Here is a 22,994-nt window from a genome sequence, read left to right as displayed (position 1 = left end):
CGCCGCGCCGGCATCTCCTCCTTCGGCGTCAGCGGCACCAACGCCCACACGATCATCGAACAGGCCCCGGCAGCGGAGCCGGCCCCCGTCGCACCGGTCGAGGTCGCCTCGGCGACCGTGCCGTGGGTGCTGTCCGGCAAGTCCGAGGCCGCGCTGCGCGCCCAGGCCGAGCGCCTGCTGTCCCTCACCGCGGCAGACACCGGGCCGTCCCTCACCGACGCCGGCTTCTCCCTGGCCACCACCCGGGCCGCCCTGGAGCACCGCGCCGCCGTGGTCGGAGCCGACCGCGGCCGCATCGCCGAGGGCCTGCGGGCCCTGGCGTCGGGGGCGCCCGCTCCCGGCGTCGTCGTCGGCCGCGCCGACGCCGGCCAGGTCGGCTTCCTCTTCTCCGGGCAGGGCTCCCAGCGGCCCGGCATGGGCCGGGAGCTGTACGAGGCGTTCCCGGTCTTCGCCGAGGCGTACGACCAGGTGTGCGCACACCTCGACCGGCACCTCGACCGGCCGCTGCGGGACGTGGCCTTCGGCGAGAACGGTCACGAGGACGGCGACGCGCTGAACCGCACCGCCTTCACCCAGCCCGCACTCTTCGCGCACGAGGTCGCGATCCACCGCCTGCTGGAGTCGTGGGGCGTACGGCCGGACTACCTGGCCGGTCACTCCGTCGGCGAGATCGCCGCGGCCCACGTGGCCGGGGTCCTGTCGCTCGAGGACGCGGCCACGCTGGTGACGGCCCGCGCCCGGCTGATGCAGGCACTGCCCTCCGGCGGTGCGATGGTGGCCGTGCAGGCCACCGAGGACGAGGTCCTGCCGCTCCTCACCGGCGCGGTGAGCATCGCCGCGGTCAACGGCCCCTCGGCGGTGGTGATCTCCGGTGACGAGGACGCCGTGACGGCCGTCGCCGAGGACTTCGCCCGGCAGGGCCGCAAGACCTCCCGGCTCACCGTGAGCCACGCGTTCCACTCGCCGCTGATGGACCCCATGCTGGAGGACTTCGCCCGCGTCGTCGGCGGACTGCGCTTCGAGAAGCCGGCCGTCCCGGTCGTCTCCAACGTGACCGGCGAGCTCATCGCCGCGTACACGGCGGACTACTGGGTGCGGCACGTCCGCGAGGCCGTGCGCTTCGCCGACGGCATCCGGACCCTCGGCGACCTGGGCGTCACCACCTTCGTGGAGGTCGGCCCCGGCGGCGTGCTCAGCGGCATGGCCCAGGGCTGCCTGGACGGCGCGGTCACCGTTCCCGCAGTACGGGCCGGCGGCCCCGAACCCGAGGCGATCACCGGCGCCGCCGCGCAGCTCCACGTGCACGGCGTCCCCGTCGACTGGCACGCGTTCTTCGCCGGCCGCGGCGCCCGGCGCGCGGACCTGCCGACCTACGCCTTCCAGCACCAGAGGTACTGGCTGGAGACCGCCGCGCCCACCGCCACCGCCCTCGCGGGGACCGACGCCGCGGAGGCGGGGTTCTGGGAGACGGTGGAGCGCGAGGACGCCCAGTCCCTCGCCGCCACCCTCGACCTGCCCGCCGAACAACTGGACGCGGTGCTGCCCCGGCTGTCCGCGTGGCGCCGGCAGCAGCGCCGGGAGTCCGCGGTGGAAGGCTGGTCCTACCGCGCGGCCTGGAAGCCACTGAGCGGTCTCCGGACGCACGAACTGCCGGGCGACTGGCTGTTCCTGGTCATCGAGGAGACCGAGTGGACCGCCGCCGTCGCCGACGGGCTCACCGCCCGCGGGGCCCGGCTGATCCCGGTCGTGGCCGGCCCGGCCGGCGACCGCGGCACGCTGCTGCGGCAGCTCGGCGACGCGGCCGGCAGCACGCCGGTCGACGGCGTGATCTCCCTGCTCGGCACCGACGAGCGGCCCCACCCCGCGCACCCCGCCCTCTCCACCGGCACCGCGCTGACCCTCGCGCTCGTCCAGGCACTGGGCGACGCCGGGATCGACGCCCCGCTGTGGACGCTGACCAGGTCCGCGATGTCCACCGGCCGTTCGGACACGGCGCCGAGCGCCCTCCAGAACGCAGTCTGGGGCCTCGGCCGGGTCGCCGCGCTGGAGCACGCGCAGCGCTGGGGCGGTCTCGTCGACCTCCCGGAGACGATCGACGACCGGATCGCCGGCCGCCTCGCCGCGGTCCTCGGCCAGTCGGCCGAGGACCAGGTCGCGATCCGCGACCGCGGAGTCTTCGGCCGCAGGCTCTCCCACGCCGCCGCCCGCCGGAACGCCCGGGCCGGGCAGCAGTGGTCGCCGCGCGGCACGGTCCTGATCACGGGTGGTACGGGTGCGCTGGGCGGGCACGTCGCCCGCTGGCTCGCCGGTGCCGGCGCCGAACACCTGGTGCTCGCCGGCCGCCGCGGCCTCGACGCCCCCGGCGCTGCCGGTCTCAAGGCCGAACTGGAGGCGGCGGGCGTCCTCGTGACAGTCGCCGCCTGCGACGTCGCCGACCGCGAGGCCCTGGCCGCGCTGCTCGCCGAGCACCCGGTGAACGCCGTCGTCCACACGGCCGGTGTGGATCACCTGGAGCCGCTGGACGCCATGACGCCGGGCGCCTTCGCCGACGTGCTGTCCGCGAAGGCAGCCGGCGCCCTGCACCTCGACGCACTGCTCGCGGGCCGGGAGCTCGACGCCTTCGTGCTCTTCTCCTCCATCGCGGGCGTGTGGGGCAGCGGCCACCAGGCCGCCTACGCTGCGGCCAACGCCCTGCTCGACGGGCTCGCCGAACGACGGCGGGCCCAGGGCCTGACCGCGACCGCCGTGGCCTGGGGCCCGTGGGCCGGCGGCGGCATGGCCGAGAGCGACGGCGCGGACGAACGACTGCGCCGCCGCGGCCTGATCCCGATGCCCGCCGCCCTCGCCGTGGCCGGCCTCCGGCAGGCGCTGGACTCCGGCGAGCCGACCGCAACCGTGGCCGACATCGACTGGGAGCGGTTCCTCCCGCCGTTCACCGTGGGCCGCCCGAGCGCACTGCTCGGCGACCTCCCGGAGGCCGAGCGGATCCTGAGCGCCGGCAGCCCCGCCGGCGAGGCCGGCACGCCCGCCGCCTCGCCGCTGGCCGCCCGCCTCGCCGGGATGCCCCAGGCCGAGCAGCACACGCTGCTGGTCGAGCTCGTCCGCACCCACGCGGCGGCCGTCCTCGGCCACAGCGGCGCCGGCGAGGTCGAGGCCGACCGGGCGTTCAAGGACCTGGGCTTCGACTCCCTGACCGCCGTCGAACTGCGCAACAAGCTCAACGCCGAGACCGGCCTCGCACTGCCTCCCACCCTGGTCTTCGACTACCCCAACGCCCACGCACTCGCCGGGCAGCTGCGCACCGGGATCACCGGCCGCACCGCCGCGGCCGCACCGGAGACGACCACCGCCGCGGCCGAGGACGACGACCCCATCGCGATCGTCGGCATGGCGTGCCGCTACCCGGGCGGCGTGCGCTCGCCGGAGGACCTGTGGCAGCTGGTGGTCTCCGGTGGCGACGCGGTCGGGGAGTTCCCCGCGGACCGCGGCTGGGACGTGGACGGCATCTACGACCCGGACCCGGACGCCTCCGGGAAGACGTACACGCGCAGCGGCGGATTCCTTTACGAGGCCGGGGAGTTCGACCCTGCGTTCTTCGGGATCAGCCCGCGTGAGGCCGTCGCCATGGACCCGCAGCAGCGGTTGCTGCTGGAGACCACGTGGGAGACGTTCGAGCGGGCCGGCATCGACGCGGAGTCGGTGCGGGGGAGCCGCACCGGAGTCTTCGTCGGCTCCGGCTACCAGGACTACGCCGCCCAGGCGTTCCACGCGATCGACGACTCCGAGGGCTTCTTCGGCACGGGCAACTCCGCGAGCATCATGTCCGGCCGCATCGCCTACACCCTCGGCCTGGAAGGACCGGCCGTCACCGTCGACACGGCGTGCTCGTCGTCGCTCGTGGCCCTGCACTGGGCGGTCCAGGCCCTGCGCAACGGCGAGTGCTCCATGGCACTGGCCGGCGGCGTGATGGTCATGTCCACCCCGCGGGCCTTCGTGGAGTTCAGCCGCCAGCGGGGCCTGGCCGCCGACGGCCGCTGCAAGGCGTTCGGCGCCGGGGCCGACGGAACCGGCTGGGCCGAGGGTGTCGGCATGCTCCTGGTGGAGCGCCTCTCCGACGCCCGCCGCAACGGGCACCAGGTCCTCGCCGTCGTGCGCGGCAGCGCCATCAACCAGGACGGCGCGTCCAACGGCCTGACGGCGCCCAACGGGCCCGCGCAGCAGCGTGTCATCCGCCAGGCCCTCACCGCCGCCGGCCTCACCGCCGCCGACATCGACGCGGTGGAGGCGCACGGCACCGGCACGCGGCTCGGCGACCCGATCGAGGCGCAGGCGCTGCTGGCGACGTACGGGCAGGAGCGGCCGGAGGGGCAGCCGTTGTGGCTGGGTTCGCTGAAGTCCAACATCGGTCACTCGCAGGCCGCGGCCGGTGTCGGCGGCATCATCAAGATGGTCATGGCAATGCGCCACGGTGTGCTGCCGCAGACGCTGCACGTGGACGAGCCGACGCCGCACGTGGACTGGTCGGCCGGTGACGTCCGGCTGCTGACCGAGGCGATGGACTGGCCGGAGTCGGACCGCCCGCGCCGTGCCGCCGTGTCGTCGTTCGGCGTCAGCGGCACCAACGCCCACACCATCATCGAGCAGGCCCCCGCAGCAGCGGAGCTGCCTCCGACGCCCGACTCCGGCGCGGTCGTGCCGTGGGTGCTGTCGGGCAAGGGCGAGCCGGCGCTGCGCGCGCAGGCGGCCCGGCTGGCCGGGCACCTCGACGCGAAGGACGGTTGGACGGCGTCCGACATCGGCCTCTCCCTGGCCTCCCGCGAGACGTTCGAGGACCGTGCCGTGCTCCTGGCGCAGGGCCCGGACGAGCTCCGGCAGGCACTCGCCGCGCTCGCGGCCGGCGACCCGGCGGCGAACGTGACGCTGGGGCGCGCCCGCTCCGAGGGCAAAACCGGCTTCCTGTTCTCCGGCCAGGGCTCCCAGCGCACCGGCATGGGGCGTGAGCTGTACGAGGCGTTCCCCGTCTTCGCCGATGCGTACGACGAGGTGTGTGCGCGTCTGGACGCGCCGGTGGACGTCGACTCCGAGGAGCTGAACCAGACCGGCTCCACTCAGCCAGCCCTCTTCGCGATCGAAGTGGCGCTGTTCCGGCTCCTCGAATCCTGGGGCATCCGGCCCGACTACGTGGCCGGTCACTCCGTAGGCGAAATAGCGGCCGCGCACGTGGCCGGTGTGCTGTCGCTCGACGACGCGGCGAAGCTGGTGTCGGCGCGGGCCGCGCTGATGCAGGCCCTGCCCACCGGTGGCGCGATGGTGGCGGTCCAGGCGACCGAGGCCGAGGTGCTCCCGCACCTGACCGACGGGGCCGGCATCGCGGCGGTCAACGGCCCGCGGTCCGTGGTGGTCTCCGGTGCGGAGGACGTCGTCACCGCGATCGCCGAGGTCTTCGCTCAGCAGGGCCGAAAGACATCGCGGCTGAAGGTCAGCCACGCGTTCCACTCGCCGCTGATGGACCCGATGCTGGACGCGTTCGGCCGGGTGGTGACGGGGCTGACGTTCCATGAGCCGCAGATCCCGGTGGTGTCCAACCTGACCGGCGGACTGGCCGAGTCGTACACCCCGGAGTACTGGGTCCGGCACGTCCGCGAGGCCGTCCGTTTCGCCGACGGCGTGCAGACCCTCCGCGACCTGGGCGTGACGACCTTCGTGGAGATCGGCCCCGGCGGCGTCCTCAGCGCCCTGGCACAGTCCTGCGTGGACGACGTGGACGACACGAACGACGTGGTCGCCGTGCCCGTCCTGCGCACCGACCGTCCCGAGCCGCAGGCCGTCGTCGCCGCGCTCGCCGAACTGCACGTGCACGGCGTCTCCCCGGACTGGCAGGCGCTCTTCCCCGGCGCCCACCGCATCGCCCTGCCCACCTACGCCTTCCAGCGCGAGCGGTACTGGCTGGAAGGGGAGGAGGACCTGGCCGCCGCCGGCACCCCCGGCGACGCGGCGGACTCCGGATTCTGGGACACCGTGGAGCGGGAGGACGCGGAGTCCCTCGCCGCGGCCCTCGGCGTCGGTGCGGACGCCTCGCTCGGCGCGATCCTGCCCCGGCTGTCCGCGTGGCGCCGTCAGCGCCGCGAGCAGTCCGTGGTCGACGGCTGGCGCTACCGCGTCACGTGGAAGCCGCTCGGCACGCTCCCGGAGCCCGCCGCGGCCGGTACCTGGCTGCTCGTGACGGCCGGGGAGAGCGAGTGGGCCGCCTCGGTCCGCACCGCGCTCGGCGAGCGCGGCCTGGATCTGGTCACGCTCGCCGCCGCGCCCGGCACCGACCGCGGGACGCTCGCCCGCGAGCTGGCCGGCACCGGCCCCGTGGCCGGCGTGCTGTCGCTGCTCGCCGAGGACGAGAGCGCCTCGGCCGGCCACCCCGGCCTGTCGCACGGCCTCGCCGCCACCCTCTGCCTGGTGCAGGCGCTCGGCGACGCGGGCATCGACGCGCCCCTGTGGTGCGCCACCCGCGGCGCGGTGGCCACCGGCCGCTCCGACCGCGTGGACCGGCCGCTGCAGTCGCAGGTGTGGGGCTTCGGCCGGGCGGCGGCACTGGAGCACCCGCAGCGCTGGGGCGGTCTGCTCGACCTCCCCGAGCTGCTGGACGCCCGTACCGCGGCCCGCGTGGCCGCCGTCCTCGGGCAGTCGGCCGAGGACCAGGTGGCGGTCCGCGCCTCGGGCGTCTTCGGACGCCGGCTCGTGCGGGCCGGCCACGCCACCGCTCCCGCCCAGGGGTGGTCGCCGCGCGGCACGGTCCTGATCACCGGTGGTACGGGTGCGCTGGGCGGGCACGTCGCCCGCTGGCTCGCCGGTGCGGGCGCCGAACACCTCGTGCTCACCAGCCGCCGCGGCCCCGCGGCGCCCGGCGCCGCCGAACTCGTCGCGGAGCTGGAGGAACTCGGCGCGACCGCCACCGTCGTGGCCTGTGACGCGGCCGACCGGGACGCCCTGCGGGCGCTGCTGGCCGCACACCCCGTCAACGCCGTCGTCCACGCCGCCGGCGTCGGCGACCACGTCATGATCGAGGACTCCGGCCCGGCCGGGTTCGCCGGCACGGTGTCGGCGAAGGCGGCGGGCGCGACCCACCTGGACGAACTGCTGGACGGCCAGGAGCTCGACGCGTTCGTCATGTTCTCCTCGGGCGCCGGCATCTGGGGCGGCGCCAGTCAGGGCGCCTACTCGGCGGCCAACGCCTACCTGGACGCCCTCGCCGAGTACCGGCGGGCGCGCGGGCGCACCGCGCTCGCCGTCTCCTGGGGCGGCTGGGCCGAGGGCGGCATGGCCGGCGTCGGCGACGGCGAGGAGATGCTGCGCCGCCGCGGCCTGCCGCCCATGCGGCCCGACCTGGCGATCTCCGCGCTGCAGCAGGCGCTGGCCGACGACGAGACCGCCCTGACCGTCGCGGACTTCGACTGGGAGCGGTTCATCGGTCCGTTCACCGTCACCCGCCCCAGCGCCCTGCTCTCCGACGTGCCCGAGGCGCGCCGCGCCCTGGAGGCCCCGGCCCCCGGCGGCGCCGGAGCCGGCAACGCGCTCGCCGCGAAGCTGGCCGGGCTGCCGGCGGGCGAGCAGGACCGCACGCTGGTGGACCTCGTCCGTACCCACGCGGCCGCCGTGCTCGGCCACGACGGCACCGCGGCGGTGGAGCCCGGCCGGGCCTTCAACGACCTCGGCTTCGACTCGCTCACCGCCGTCGAACTGCGCAACAAGCTCACGGCCGACACCGGCCTCAAGCTGCCCACCACCCTGGTCTTCGACTACCCGAACGCGACCGCCCTGGCCCGGTTCCTGCGCGCCGGACTGCTCGGTTCGCAGACCGCTGCCCCGCAGGAGCGGCACGCGGCCGCCGACGCCAACGAGCCCATCGCGATCGTGGCGATGAGCTGCCGCCTCCCCGGCGGCGTCGGCTCGCCCGAGGACCTCTGGCAGCTCGTGATGTCCGGCGGCGACGCCGTCGCCGGCTTCCCCGACGACCGCGGCTGGGACCTCGAGGACCTCTACGACCCCGACCCCGGCACCCCCGGCAAGACGTACGCGCGCGACGGCGGCTTCCTCTACGACGCGGGCGACTTCGACGCCGCGCTCTTCGGGATCTCGCCGCGCGAGGCGCTCGCGATGGACCCGCAGCAGCGCCTGCTGCTGGAGGCCTCGTGGGAGGCCTTCGAGCGGGCCGGCATCGACCCGGCCTCCCTGAAGGGCAGCCGCACGGGCGTGTTCGTCGGCATGTCCTACCAGGGCTACGGCGCCGGCCTCCCGCAGGTCCCCGAGGGCGTCGAGGGCCACCTGCTCACCGGCAGCGCCGCGAGCGTCGTCTCCGGGCGCGTGGCCTACTCGTTCGGCCTGGAGGGCCCGGCCGTCACCGTCGACACGGCCTGCTCGTCGTCGCTGGTCGCCCTGCACCTGGCCATCCAGTCGCTGCGCAACGGCGAGAGCACGATGGCCGTCGCGGGCGGCGTGAACGTCATGGCCGTACCGGCCGCGTTCGTGGAGTTCAGCCGGCAGCGCGGGCTGTCCGCCGACGGCCGCTGCAAGGCCTTCGGCGCAGGTGCGGACGGCACCGGCTGGGCGGAGGGCGTGGGCGTGGTGCTCGTCGAGCGCCTCAGCGACGCCGTGCGCAACGGCCACGACGTCCTCGCGGTCGTGCGGGGCAGCGCGGTCAACCAGGACGGCGCGTCCAACGGCCTGACCGCCCCGAACGGCCCCTCGCAGCAGCGCGTGATCCTCGAGGCGCTGGCCGGCGCCCGGCTGTCCGCCGAGGAGATCGACGCCGTCGAAGCCCACGGCACGGGCACGAGCCTCGGCGACCCGATCGAGGCGCAGGCGCTGCTGGCGACCTACGGACAGGACCGCGAACGACCGCTCCTGCTCGGCTCGCTGAAGTCGAACATCGGTCACACGCAGGCCGCGGCGGGCGTCGCCGGCGTGATCAAGATGGTGCTGGCGATGCAGCACGGTGTGCTGCCGCAGACGCTGCACGTGGACCGGCCGACCCCGCAGGTCGACTGGTCGGCCGGCTCGGTCGAGCTGCTCACCGAGGCGGTCGCGTGGCCGGAGACGGACCACCCGCGCCGGGCGGGGATCTCCTCGTTCGGGATCAGCGGCACCAACGCGCACATCATTCTTGAGCAGGCGACAGAGCCGGAGGAAGCGGCCGGCGAGGAGGCCGGGGGAGAGGCCGCGACCGGGGAGACGCTGCGGCCGCGGACCTCGGTGGTGCCGTGGGTGCTCTCCGGGAAGACCGAGGAGGCGCTGCGCGAGCAGGCGCAGCGGCTGCTGTCGTCCGTGGACTTCGCAACCGCGTCGCCGGCCGACGTGGGGTTCTCACTGGCAGTCACCCGGTCCGCGCTCGACCACCGGGCTGCGGTGGTCGGCACCGGCGCGGACGAGCTGCGCGCAGGGCTGACCGCGCTCGCAGCGGGCGAGCCCGCGGCACATGTGGTGACGGGACGCGCTGACACCGCCCGGGGCAAGGTCGGGTTCCTGTTCTCGGGTCAGGGTTCGCAGCGGCTGGGGATGGGGCGCGAGCTGTATGCGGCGTACCCGGTGTTCGCTGCGGCTTACGACGAGGTGTGTGCGCTGCTGGATGCGCCAGTGGATGTTGATGCTGAAACGCTTCATCAGACGGGTTCGACTCAGCCTGCGTTGTTCGCTGTCGAGGTGGCGCTGTTCCGGCTCCTCGAATCCTGGGGCATCCGGCCGGACTACGTGGCCGGTCACTCCGTCGGTGAGATTGCGGCCGCGCATGTGGCCGGGGTGCTGTCGCTCGCCGATGCCGCGAAGCTGGTGTCGGCGCGGGCCGCGCTGATGCAGGCCCTGCCTGCCGGTGGCGCGATGATGGCGGTCCAGGCCACCGAGGAAGAAGTTCTGCCGCATCTGACCGAGCAGGTGGGTATCGCGGCGATCAACGGCCCTCAGTCCGTTGTGGTCTCCGGTGCCGAGGACGCGGTGACTGCGATCGCCGAGGTCTTCGCGCAGCAGGGTCGTAAGACGTCGCGGTTGAAGGTCAGTCACGCGTTCCACTCGCCGTTGATGGACCCGATGCTGGAGGACTTCGCCGAGGCCTACGACGAGGTGTGTGCGCTGCTGGATGCGCCAGTGGATGTTGATGCTGAAACGCTTCATCAGACGGGTTCGACTCAGCCTGCGTTGAACCCGTCTGATGAAGCGTTTCAGCATCAACATCCACTGGCGCATCCAGCAGCGCACACACCTCGTCGTAGGCCTCGGCGAAGCCGGTGCCGTCGGCGGACAGCCGGGCGCCGGCCAGCGCCTCGCGCGGCGAGATCCCGAAGAAGTCCGCGTCGAAGTCCGCCGCGTCGTGGAGGAATCCGCCCTGCCGGGTGTAGACCTTGCCCGGCTGCTCGGGGTCGGGGTCGTAGAGGGAGTCGACGTCCCAGCCGCGGTCCTCGGGGAACTGCGAGATCGCGTCGCCGCCCTCGGCCAGGAGCCGCCACAGCGCCTCGGGTGAGTCGACGCCGCCGGGGAACCGGCAGCTCATGCCCACGATCGCGATCGTGGGCATGAGCTGCCGGTTCCCCGGCGGCGTCGACTCACCCGAGGCGCTGTGGCGGCTCCTGGCCGAGGGCGGCGCCGGCGTGATCAAGATGGTGCTGGCGATGCAGCACGGTGTGCTGCCGCAGACGCTGCACGTGGACCGGCCGACCCCGCAGGTCGACTGGTCGGCCGGCTCGGTCGAGCTGCTCACCGAGGCGGTCGCGTGGCCGGAGACGGACCACCCGCGCCGGGCGGGGATCTCCTCGTTGGTGCCGCTGATCCCGAACGAGGAGATCCCCGCCCGGCGCGGGTGGTCCGTCTCCGGCCACGCGACCGCCTCGGTGAGCAGCTCGACCGAGCCGGCCGACCAGTCGACCTGCGGGGTCGGCCGGTCCACGTGCAGCGTCTGCGGCAGCACACCGTGCTGCATCGCCAGCACCATCTTGATCAGGCCGCGGCGGGCGTCCCGCAGGCGCTCCACCAGGAGCAGGCCGGCGCCTTCGGACCACGATGCGCCGTCCGCGGCCGCTGCGAAGGACTTGCAGCGGCCGTCGGGGGCGAGGCCGCGCTGGCGGCTGAACTCGACGAATGCGCTCGGGCCCGCCATGACCGTCACGCCGCCGGCGAGCGCCATGGAGCACTCGCCGTTGCGCAGTGCCTGCACGGCGAGGTGCAGGGCGACCAGCGAGGACGAGCAGGCGGTGTCGATGGTGACGGCGGGGCCCTCGAAGCCGAAGGCGTAGGCGATGCGCCCGGAGGCGACGCTGCCGGAGTTGCCGGTGCTGAGCAGCCCTTCGACCCCCTCGGGGAGGACGCCGGGCGTGAAGCCGTAGTCGTGGTACATCAGGCCGGCGTAGACGCCGGTGCGGCTGCCCTTGAGGGAGGCGGGGTCGATGCCCGCGTGCTCGAAGGCATCCCACGCGGTCTCCCGCAGCAGCGCGTGATCCTCGAGGCGCTGGCCGGCGCCCGGCTGTCCGCCGAGGAGATCGACGCCGTCGAAGCCCACGGCACGGGCACGAGCCTCGGCGACCCGATCGAGGCGCAGGCGCTGCTGCGGGTCCATCGCCAGCGCCTCGCGCGGCGAGATCCCGAAGAAGTCCGCGTCGAAGTCCGCCGCGTCGTGGAGGAATCCGCCCTGCCGGGTGTAGACCTTGCCCGGCTGCTCGGGGTCGGGGTCGTAGAGGGAGTCGACGTCCCAGCCGCGGTCCTCGGGGAACTGCGAGATCGCGTCGCCGCCCTCGGCCAGGAGCCGCCACAGCGCCTCGGGTGAGTCGACGCCGCCGGGGAACCGGCAGCTCATGCCCACGATGGCGATCGGCTCCTGGTCGCGGGCCTCCAGCTCGCGCACGCGCCGCCGGGCCTGGCGCAGGTCGGTGGTGGCCCGCTTGAGGTAGTCGCGGAGCTTGTCTTCGTTCATCATCGGTGTTGCCCGCCCCTTTTGGCCTGCGCAGTTCAGGAGATGCCGAGTTCGTCGTCGAGGAGCTCGTACAGCTCCTCGTCGCTCGCCGAGCTGAGGTCGTCTTCGTCCTCGGCTCCGCCGGCGCCTCCCGGATCGGCCGGCTCGTCCCCGTTCCAGCGGGCGAGCAGTGCCTGGAGACGCATGTTGATCTTGGTTCGGGTGATGTTGTCGACGCTGTCCGCTCCGGCGCCGTCGAGGGCGGCGGCGAGGCGGTCGATCTCGTCGAACAACGGCACCGTCCCGCCCGTGCCGCCGGGGAGGTCCTTCAGCACCCGCTGGGCGAGCACGGCGGGCGTCGGGTAGTCGAAGACCAGGGTTGCGGGCAGCCGCAGCCCGGTGGCCTTGTTCATCCGGTTGCGGAGCTCCACGGCGGTCAGGGAGTCGAAGCCCAGGTCGCCGAAGGCCTGGTCGGGCTGGACGGACTTGGCCGAGCTGTGCCCGAGGACGGCGGCGACCTCGGACCTGACCAGGTCCAGCACCAGCTCTTCGCGCTCGCTCTCGGGCAGGTCCGCGACCCGCCGGGCCAGCGGCACGGATGCGGCCCGGTCAGTGCGCCGCGGCCGGCCGCCGACCAGGGTCCTGAGCAGCAGCGGCACCGGGGCGGCCGCGTTCCGCAGGGCGGCGAGGTCCAGCCGCGCCGCCACCACCAGGGGCTCGTCCAGAGCGAGCGCGGTGTCGAGGAGTCCGAGGCCGTCCTCGTCGGACAGCGGCACCACGCCGCCGCGGGCGAGCCGGTTCCGGTCCGCTCCGCCGAGGTCCTCGGTCATGGTGCCGGTCCGCTGCCACAGGCCCCACGGCAGCGACACCGCGGGGAGTCCCTGCGCACGGCGGCGCCTTGCGAAGGCGTCCAGGAAGGCGTTGGCGGCGGCGTAGTTCGCCTGGCCGGGGGTGCCGAGCGTGCCCGCGAGCGAGGAGAAGACGACGAACGCCGATACCTCGCCCGCCAGTTCGTGCAGATTCAGCACCGCGTCGACCTTGGGGCGCAGCACCGCGTCGAGGCGCTCCGGCGTGAGCGAGCCGATCACGCCGTCGTCGAGGACGCCGGCCGTGTGCACCACGGCCGTCACCGGTGTCCCGGCCAGCACACCGGCGAGGGCGTCCCGGTCGGCCACGTCGCAGGCGGCCCAGTGCACCTCGGCGCCCGAGGCGGTGAGTTCCGTCTGGAGCTCGGCCGCGCCCTCGGCGTCCGCGCCGCGCCGGCTCATCAGCAGCAGGCTGCGCACGCCGTGGGCGGCGACCAGGTGCCGGGCGACGAGTCCGCCCAGGGCGCCGGACGCGCCGGTCAGGAGCACCGTCCCGGTTCCGAAGTCCGGGTTCCCGGACTGCGGGGCGTCGGCGGTGGCCCTGGCGAGCCGGGGCAGCAGGAGCGCGTCGCCGCGCAGCGCCGCCTGCGGCTCCTCGGAGGCGACGAGCCGGGGGACGGCCGTCGCCGCGGCCTGCGGCCAGTCGTCGTCCTCGCCGGTGTCGAGGAGGACGATGCGGTCCGGGTTCTCGGACTGCGCCGACCGCACCAGGCCCCACACGGCCGCCTGGGCCGGGTCGTCCTGGGCGGGATCGTCGCCGGCAGCTACCGCGCCCCGGGTCACCAGCACGAGGCGGGCGGTCCGGTCCTCGGCCAGCCACCACTGCACCAGTCCGAGCACCTCGGCCAGGACCTCCCGGACCCGTGCGGCGTCGGTTCCCGTCCCGGCCGGGCAGGGTACGACGACGGCATCCACATCCGCCCCGATCCCGCTCCCGGTCTCCGTCTCCGTCTCCGCGGCGGAGCGGAGGGAGGCGAAGTCGTCGTAGGCGCGTACGGCCGGGCCGTTCGCCTCGTACGGTGCGGCGAGCGGTGCCCACTCCACGGTGAACAGGGAGTCCCGGGAGCTCGTGCGGAGCTGGTCGGCCGACACCGGGCGCAGCGTCAGCGATTCCACCGAGACGACGGGCCGGCCCGTGCCGTCGGCGGCCTCCAGCCGTACCGCGTCCCCGCCGGCCTGCGAGAGCCGTACCCGCAGGCCGGCCGCTCCGGTTCCGTGCACCGTGACGCGGGACCACGCGAAGGGCAGCAGGGGCCCGTCGGCGGCCGGTACGAGCCCGCCCGCGCCCAGTGCGTGCAGGGCGGAGTCGAGCAGGGCCGGGTGCACGCCGAACGCGTCCGCCTCGGCGTGTGCCTCGTCGGGGAGGGCCAGTTCGGCGTAGACCGCGTCGTTGCCGCGCCAGGCGGCGCGCAGCCCCTGGAAGAGCGGGCCGTAGCTCAGGCCGAGGTCCGCCAGGCGGTCGTAGAAGCCGTCGAGGTCCACGGGCTGTGCGTCGGCCGGGGGCCAGTTGCTCAGGTCGGTGGCGGAGGGGGCTCCGCCGGGGGCGAGGGCGCCGGTGGCGTTGCGGATCCAGGGGCCTTCCCCGGCGCGCGAGTGCACGCTCAGCGGGCGGCGGCCGGAGTCGTCCTGGGCGCCCACGAGGACCTGGATCGCGACGCCGCCGCGCTCGGGCAGCACCAGCGGTGCCTGCAGGGTCAGCTCCTCGACCAGGTCGCAGCCGGTCTCGGCCGCGGCGTGGGCGGCCAGTTCCACGAAGGCCGTGCCCGGCAGGATCACCGTGCCCAGCACCGCGTGGTCGGCCAGCCAGGGCTGGGCCTGCAGCGACAGCAGCCCGGTCAGCAGGTGGCCGCCGGCGTCGGGGAGTTCCACCGCCGCGCCCAGGAACGGGTGGTGGGCGGAGTCCAGCCCGGCCGACCGTACGTCACCGGCCGGCGCGCCCGCTTCCAGCCAGTACCGCTCGTGCTGGAACGCGTACGTCGGCAGGTCGACGCGGCGGGCACCCGGCAGGACGGCGTTCCAGTCGACGGCGACGCCGTGCACGTGGGCCTGTGCCAGGGACAGCAGCAGACGGTGCCGTCCGCCGTCGCCGCGGCGCAGCGTCGGTACGACCGCGGCTTCGGCCTCGGCGGCCTCGATGGCGTCCTGGATGCCCGCCAGCTGCACGGGGTGCGGGCTGACTTCGACGAACACGTCGTGCCCGTCGGCCAGGGCGGACCGGATCGCGTCGTGGAACCGAACCGTCTGCCGCATGTTGCGGTACCAGTAGCCGGAGCCGAGCTCGCCCGCGTCCAGCTTCCCGCCCGTCACCGTGGAGTAGAAGGGCACGGCTCCGGGGAGGGTGCCGATGCCGGCGAATCCCTCAGCGGCCTGCTTTTCGACCCGCTCGATCTGCGGCGAGTGCGCGGCGTAGTCGACGGCGACCTTGCGGGCCTGGATTCCCTCCTTCGCGCAGTGCGCGAGGAGTTCGTCCAGGGCGTCTGTGTCTCCGGAGACCACGACGGTCCCGGGCCCGTTCACGGCGCCGATGCCCAGGCGGCCGGCCCACCGGCCGATCAGCTCCTGGGCCTCCTCGTCCGGGAGCGTCACCGAGGCCATGCCGCCACGGCCCTGCAGTTCGCGCACCGCGAGGCTGCGCTGCGCCACGATGCGCGCCCCGTCCTCCAGCGAGACCGCTCCGGCGATCACGGCCGCGGAGACCTCGCCCTGGGAGTGTCCGACGACCGCGTCGGGGGTCACCCCGAAGGAGCGCCACACCTCGGCCAGCGCGACCGTCATCGCCCACAGGACGGGCTGCAGCACGTCGACCCGGTCCTGCTCGGCATCCGACGCGCCGCGCAGCACCGCGGTCAGGGACCAGTCCACGTGCGGCGCGAGGGCGCGCTCGCAGGCGTCGATCCGGTCGCGGAAGACCGGGGAGGTCTCCAGCAGTTCGGCGGCCATGCCCACCCACTGCGACCCCTGTCCGGGGAAGACGAAGACGGTCTTGCCGCCGGCACGTGCGGTGCCGGTCACCACGCCGGGCGGCGTGGAGCCGTCCGCGACGGCGGCCAGCCCCTGCCGGAGCTCCTCGGGGGTGCCCGCGACCACCACGGCGCGGTGTTCGAAGGCCGCCCTGGTCGTGGCCAGCGAGTAGGCGGTGTCGGCCGCCGGGGCCGTGTCGCCGTCGCCGCTGTCGAGGAAGGATACGAGGCGGGTGGCCTGCGCCCGCAGGGCCGCTTCGGTCCTGCCGGAGAGCGCCCAGGGCACGACCTCGCCAGTGTCCGGCGTGGAGGGCAGCTCTGCGGCTGCGGGCGCCTGCTCGATGATGGTGTGGGCGTTGGTGCCGCTGACGCCGAAGGACGACACGGCGGCACGGCGCGNGGTCCGCCTGATCCCGCAGCGCCGCCTCACTCTTCGCCGACAGCACCCACGGCACCACCTCATCCGAGTCCGAGGTCGGGGCCGGAGACAGGGCCGGGGACGACTCGGCCGTGGCAGGTGCCTGCTCGACGATCACGTGCGCATTCGTACCGCTCACGCCGAACGAGGACACTGCCGCTCGTCGCGGCGCGTCGCCCGCGGGCCACTCGACCGCCTCGGTCAGCAGTCGCACCTCACCGGCGGACCAGTCCACGTGCGGCGTCGGCTCGTCCACGTGCAAGGTCTGCGGCAGCACACCGTGCTGGATCGCCATGACCATCTTGATCACACCGGCCACGCCGGCCGCGGCCTGCGTGTGGCCGATGTTGGACTTCAGCGAACCCAGCCACAGCGGCCGGTCCTCCGGCCGCTCCTGGCCGTACGTGGCGATGAGCGCCTGCGCCTCGATCGGGTCACCCAGCTTGGTGCCCGTGCCGTGTGCCTCGACCGCATCGACGTCGGCGGGTGCAAGTCCGGCGGACGCCAAGGCCTGCCGGATGACCCGCTGTTGTGAGGGACCGTTCGGGGCTGTCAGACCGTTGGACGCACCGTCCTGGTTCACCGCGGTGCCCCGCACGACCGCCAGTACCCGGTGGCCGTTGCGCTCGGCGTCGCCGAGCCGCTCCACCAGCAGCATGCCGACGCCTTCGCCCCAGCCGGTGCCGTCGGCACCGGCCGCGAACGCCTTGCAGCGGCCGTCCGGCGACAGTCCGCGCTGACGGCTGAACTCCACGAAGACCGTCGGACTCGCCATGACCGTGACGCCGCCGGCCAGGGCCATCGTGCACTCGCCGTTGCGCAGCGACTGAACGGCCAGGTGGAGGGCGACGAGCGACGACGAGCACGCCGTGTCGACCGTGACGGCCGGGCCCTCGAGGCCGAAGGTGTAGGACACGCGCCCGGAGGCGACGCTGCCGGAGCCTCCTGTGGTGAGCAGGCCCTCGACGCCCTCGGGCAGTTCGCGCGGGCCCTGGCCGTAGTCGTGGTACATCAGGCCGGTGAAGACCCCGGTGCTGCTGCCCCGCATCGTCGCCGGATCGATCCCGGCGCGTTCGAAGGCCTCCCAGGACGCCTCCAGCAGCAGCCGCTGCTGCGGGTCCATCGCCAGGGCCTCGCGGGGGCTGATGCCGAAGAAGCCGGCGTCGAACTCGGCTGCCTCGTGGAGGAAGCCGCCGTCGCGCGCGTAGGTCTTGCCGAGGCGCTCCGGGTCGGGGTCGTACAGCGAGTCGACGTCCCAGCCACGGTTGTCCGGGAACCGGGAGATGCCGTCCCGGCCGGAGGCCACCAGCCGCCACAGGTCCTCCGGCGAGCGCACACCGCCCGGGAGGCGGCAGCTCATGCCGACGATGGCGATCGGTTCGTCGGCTGCGGCGGCGGACTGCCGCGCCGTGGCCGTGGCCGTGGCCGTGGCCGCCGGGGCTTCGCCGAGCAGTTCGGTGCCGATGTGGCGGGCAAGGGCGGCGGGCGTGGGGTGGTCGAAGACGAGGGTCGCGGGCAGGCGCAGGCCGGTGGCGGTGGACAGCCGGTTGCGCAGTTCGACGGCCGTCAGGGAGTCGAAGCCCAGGTCCTGGAAAGCGTGCGCGGGCTGGACGGCCCGGGGCGAGGCGTGCCCGAGCACGGCGGCGACCTCGGACCGGACCAGTTCCAGGACGGCCTCGTCGCGCTCGTCGGCGGTCAGCCCGGCGAGACGGTCGGCCAGTGATCCGGTGGTGGCGCGCCGGGCGGTGCCGCGCGTGGTGACGCGTACGAGTCCGCGCAGCAGTGCCGGTACGGTTCCGGCCGCCTGGTTCCGCAGGGCGGCGATGTCGAGGCGGACCGGTACGAGCACGGACTCGTCCGAGGTGAGCGCCGCGTCGAACAGGCGCAGGCCGTCCTCGGTGGACAGTGGCAGTACGCCCGAGCGTGCCATCCGCGACCTGTCGGCCTCGTCGAGGCCGTCGGCCATGGCGCCTTCCTGCTCCCACAGGCCCCACGCCAGCGAGATCGTGGGCCGGCCCTGGGCGCGGCGGTGCCGGGCGAAGGCGTCGAGGAAGGCGTTGGCCGCGGCGTAGTTGCCCTGACCGGGGTTGCCGAAGACGCCCGCGGCGGAGGAGAACAGGACGAACGTCGTGCCCTCGCCGGTGAGCTCGTGCAGGTTGAGCACGGCGTCGGCCTTGGGCTTCAGGACGGCGTCCATGCGCTCCGGGGTCAAGGCGGCGAGCACGCCGTCATCGAGGACGCCGGCGGTGTGGACGACGGAGTCGACCGGAGACCCGGCCAGTAGCCGGGCGAGGGCGTCGCGGTCGGCGATGTCGCAGGCGGCCCACGTCGCCTCGGCGCCGAGAGCGGTGAGTTCGGCTTCCAGGGCCGCGGCGCCCGGGGCGTCCGCGCCGCGGCGGCTGACCAGCAGCAGCCTGCGCACGCCGTGTCCGGTCACGAGGTGCCGGGCGAGGGTTCCGCCCAGCGCGCCCGAGGCGCCGGTGAGCAGCACGGTTCCGAGGCCGGGGACGGTGCCCTGACCGGAGACCGTGCCCTGGCCGGAGACTGTGTACTGGCCGAAGACGGTGCCCTCGGTGGGGTCGGCGGCGTCCTGCGTGGCCGGGGAGGCGGTACGGGCCAGGCGCGGGGCGTAAGTCTCCCCGTCGCGGACGACGACGTGGGGTTCGCCGGAGCGCACGATGCCGGGCACGTGCTCGGCCGCGTCGGCCGGGCGGTCGGTTTCGAGCAGCACGATCCGGCCGGGGTTCTCCGCCTGGGCCGAGCGCACCAGTCCGCCCGCGGCGGCGTGGGCGAGGTCGTCGCAGCGCGCCACCAGCACGAGGCGAGGTGTGCGGTCCTCGGCGAACCACCGCTGGAGCAGCTGCAGCACCTCGGCGGTGACCGCGTGGACCCTTTCGGCCTCGGAGGCCCCTTCAGGGCCGTCGGGGCACGGCACCACGAGCGCGTCCGGCTGCGACGGCCCGTCGGCGCCGGGCAGCGCGGTGATGTCCGGGACGTGCGCGACCGTCGTCCCGTCCGCGTCGTCGGACGGAGACTGCAGGGTCAGCGGTGCCCACTCGACCGCGAACATCGCGTCGCCGTCGCCGGAGCGCTTGCGGAGCTGCTCTGCCGACACCGCGCGCAGCGTCAGCGCCTCCACGGACGCCACGGGCTCGCCGGTGGCGTCGGCCACGAGCAGGGACACCGTGTCCGGACCGGCCGGCGACAGCCTCACCCGTACGGTGGATGCGCCCGTGGCGCGCACGGACACTCCGGACCAGGCGAACGGCAGGAGCGGCCCGTCCGCTTCGTCCACCAGGGATCCGCCCGCGCCGATCGCGTGCAGCGCCGCGTCCAGGAGTGCGGGGTGCAGGAGGAAGGAGCCGGTGTCCGTGCCGTCGGGGAGGGCGACCTCGGCGAAGACCTCGTCGCCCGCGCGCCAGGCGCTCCGCAGGCCGCGGAACGCCGGACCGTAGGCCAGGCCGAGGCCGGCCAGCCGGTCGTAGAAGCCGTCGAGGCCGACCGGCTCCGAGCCGGCCGGAGGCCACGCCGTGAGCGCCTGGTCGGCTGCCGGGGCGGCGCCCGCCGTTTCGCTGACGAATCCGGTGGCGTGCCGCACCCACGGCAGGTCGGTGCCGTCCTCGGGGCGCGAGTGCACGGTCAGCGGCCTGCGGCCGGAGCCGTCGGCCGCGCCGACCCAGACCTGGACCGCGACGCCGCCGCGCTCGGGCAGCACCAGCGGCGCTTCGAGGGTGAGGTCCTCCAGCAGTTCGCAGCCGGCTTCGTCGGCGGCGCGCACGGCCAGTTCGACGAACGCGGTGCCCGGCAGCAGGACGTTTCCGAGCACGGCGTGGTCGCTCAGCCACGGGTGCGTGCGCAGGGACAGCCGGCCGGTCAGCAGCCGCTCGTCACCGCCGGCCAGGGAGACGGCGGCGCCCAGCAGCGGGTGGTCGGCGGAGCCCAGGCCGGCGGCGCGCACGTCGCCGGGCGCGGCCGGTGAGGCGTCGAGCCAGTAGCGCTCGTACTGGAAGGCATAGGTGGGCAGTTCCACGCGCCGGGCGCCGGGGAAGAAGGCGTGCCAGTCCGGCGAGACGCCGTGCGCGTGCAGTTCGGAGACCGCGGCGACGAGCGCGGCCCGCTCGGGGCGGTCGGCGCGGAGGACGGGGACGGTGACGACGTCATCGCCTTCGTCACCGAGGCAGCCCTGGGCGAGGGCGGTGAGGACGCCGCCGGGGCCGATCTCCACGAAGGTGGTCACGCCCAACTCGTGCAGGGTCTGCACACCGTCGGCGAAGCGCACCGCCTCACGGACGTGACGGACCCAGTACTCCGGCGTGTACGGCTCGGTGAGGCGGCCTGTGAGATTGGAGACGACCGGAAGCTGCGGCTTCTCGAAGGTCAGCCCGCGCACGACCTGCGCGAACTCCTCCAGCATGGGGTCCATGAGAGGCGAGTGGAAGGCGTGGCTGACCTTCAGCCGGGAGGTCTTGCGGCCCTGCTGCTTGAAGATCTCCGTGATCGCGGTGACGGCGTCCTCGGCACCGGAGACCACGACGGACTGCGGGCCGTTGATCGCCGCGATGCCGACCTGCTCGGTGACGTGCGGCAGAACCTCGTCCTCAGTGGCCTGGACGGCAACCATCGCACCGCCCGCAGGCAGCGCCTGCATCAGCGCAGCACGGGCGGACACCAGCTTTGCCGCGTCCGGCAGGGACAGCACACCGGCCACGTGAGCCGCAGCGATCTCGCCGACGGAGTGACCGGCCACGTAGTCGGGCCGGATGCCCCAGGACGCGAGGAGCCGGAACAGCGCCACCTCGATCGCGAACAGGGCGGGCTGGGCGTTGCCCGTGAGGTGCAGTTCTTCCGAGTCGACGTCGGTCGTGGTGTCGAGGTGCGCGCAGACCTCGTCGTACGCGGCGGCGAACGCCGGGTAGGCGGCGTACAGTTCGCGCCCCATGCCCAGGCGCTGTGAGCCCTGGCCGGAGAAGAGGAATCCGACGCGCCCGCCGGTGCCGGAGTGGCCGCGCGCGACGCCCGGCGCCGGGGAGCCGGAAGCCACGGCCCGCAGCCCCTCGGCAAGCTCCGCCGGTGACTCGCCCTGCACCACCGCGCGGTGCTCCAGGGCCGTGCGCGTCGTGGCGAGCGAGAACGCCACGTCCAGCGGTGAGGCGTCGGTGCCGGTATCGGTGCCGATGTAGGTGCCGGTGCGGGACAGCAGGCGTTCGGCCTGGGCGCGCAGGGCCTCTTCGCTCTTGCCGGAGATCACCCACGGCACCGGCCCGCCCTCGGCCGGGAGTGCGGCCTCGACGGCGGCGGCTCCGGTGTTCTCCGCGCCCTCTGCGCCCTCTGCGCCTTCCGCGCCTTCTTCCGAAACCTGCGGGGCCTCAGGGGCCTCAGGGGCCTCTGCTTCCTGTGCGAACGCTTCGGCCGAGGGGGCTTCCTCGATGATCGTGTGCGCGTTGGTGCCGCTGATCCCGAAGGAGGAGACCCCGGCCCGCCGCGGCCGGTCCGAAGCCGGCCAGGGCGTGGGCTCGGTCAGCAGCCGTACGGCGCCCGCCGACCAGTCGACGTGCGGGGACGGCGCGTCGACGTGCAGCGTGCGCGGCAGTTCGCCGTGGCGCATGGCCATGACCATTTTGATGATGCCCGCCACGCCGGCCGCGGCCTGGGTGTGGCCGATGTTCGACTTGATCGAGCCCAGCCACAGCGGCTTGTCGTCGGAACGGCCCTGCCCGTACGTCGCGAGCAGCGCCTGTGCCTCGATCGGGTCGCCGAGCCGCGTGCCCGTGCCGTGCGCCTCCACCGCGTCGACCTGGGCGGTGGTCAGCTGCGCGGCAGCCAGGGCCTGGCGGATCACCCGCTGCTGCGAGGGGCCGTTGGGGGCGGTCAGGCCGTTGGAGGCGCCGTCCTGGTTGACGGCGGAGCCGCGCACGACGGCGAGCACCTCGTGCCCGTTGCGCCGGGCGTCCGAGAGGCGTTCCACCAGCAGCAGGCCGGCGCCCTCGCCCCAGCCGGTGCCGTCGGCAGCGGCGGCGAAGGCCTTGCAGCGGCCGTCGGGCGCGAGTCCGCGCTGGCGGCTGAATCCGACGAAGGTGGCGGGGCCGACCATCGCGGTGACACCGCCCGCCACGGCCAGCGAGCACTCGCCGTTGCGCAGCGACTGGACGGCCAGGTGCAGGGCGACCAGCGACGACGAGCAGGCCGTGTCGACCGTGACGGCCGGGCCTTCGAGTCCGAAGGTGTAGGCCACCCGGCCGGAGGCGACGCTGCCCGAGGTGCCCGTGCCCAGATAACCCTCCAGGTCCTCCGGGGAGTTCTGCAGGGCGGCGAGGAACTCGTGGTTCATCACTCCGGCGAACACGCCGGTCCGGCTGCCCGCCAGCGAGGCGGCGTCGATGCCGGCCCGCTCGAAGAGCTCCCAGGACGTCTCCAGCAGCAGTCGCTGCTGGGGGTCCATGGCGAGCGCCTCACGGGGCGAGATCCCGAAGAGGCCGGCGTCGAACCGCGCCAGGTCGCGCAGGAACGCGCCCTCGCGGGCGTAGCTGGTCCCGCGGTTCTCCGGGTCCGGGTCGTAGAGCGCGTCCAGGTCCCAGCCGCGGTCGGCGGGGAACTCGGAGACGGTGTCCCGTCCGCCGGCGACCAGCTCCCACAGGGCCTCGGGCGAGTCGACGCCTCCCGGGTAGCGGCAGCTCATCCCGATGATGGCCACCGGCTCCCCGGCGGCGTCCTCGTAGTCACGAAGGCGCCGCCGGGTCTCCTGGAGATCTGCGGTGACTCGCTTCAGGAAATAGCGGAGCTTGTCCTCGTTCGCCACCGAAATCGTCCCTCACCCTTGCGAAGACTTA

At 74.4% G+C, this 22,994-nt stretch carries 1 protein-coding gene and 5 pseudogenes; 2 read left to right on the top strand and 4 right to left on the bottom strand.

The window, feature by feature from the left end:
- Window positions 1-10,092: pseudogene (locus tag AS857_RS41115) on the top strand (type I polyketide synthase); the annotation flags it as partial.
- Here the strand turns inward: AS857_RS41115 and AS857_RS41110 are convergent.
- A pseudogene (locus AS857_RS41110) lies at window positions 10,037-10,489 on the bottom strand (beta-ketoacyl synthase N-terminal-like domain-containing protein); the annotation flags it as partial. The pseudogenes AS857_RS41115 and AS857_RS41110 sit on opposite strands and share 56 nt — an antisense overlap.
- A gap of 40 nt (window positions 10,490-10,529) precedes the next feature.
- Here AS857_RS41110 and AS857_RS42535 point away from each other — a divergent pair.
- A pseudogene (locus tag AS857_RS42535) lies at window positions 10,530-10,649 on the top strand (beta-ketoacyl synthase N-terminal-like domain-containing protein); the annotation flags it as partial.
- 41 nt (window positions 10,650-10,690) lie between these two features.
- Here the strand turns inward: AS857_RS42535 and AS857_RS41100 are convergent.
- The 3 genes and pseudogenes from AS857_RS41100 to AS857_RS38605 all read right to left on the bottom strand — a co-directional run.
- Window positions 10,691-11,947 (bottom strand): annotated as a pseudogene (locus AS857_RS41100) (beta-ketoacyl synthase N-terminal-like domain-containing protein); the annotation flags it as partial.
- Window positions 11,948-11,979: 32 nt separating this feature from the next.
- A pseudogene (locus AS857_RS38610) lies at window positions 11,980-16,148 on the bottom strand (SDR family NAD(P)-dependent oxidoreductase); the annotation flags it as partial.
- A 1-nt stretch (window position 16,149) separates the two neighbouring features.
- Window positions 16,150-22,963, bottom strand: a 6,814-nt coding sequence (locus tag AS857_RS38605) for a type I polyketide synthase (protein WP_144440740.1), incomplete at its 3' end; no start/stop codon positions are given.
- Between the last annotated feature and the right edge of the window lie 31 nt (window positions 22,964-22,994).

This window comes from Streptomyces roseifaciens (genome assembly GCF_001445655.1).
Taxonomy (GTDB): Bacteria; Actinomycetota; Actinomycetes; order Streptomycetales; family Streptomycetaceae; genus Streptomyces; species Streptomyces aureoversilis.
This window is presented reverse-complemented; position numbering and strand designations above follow the sequence as displayed.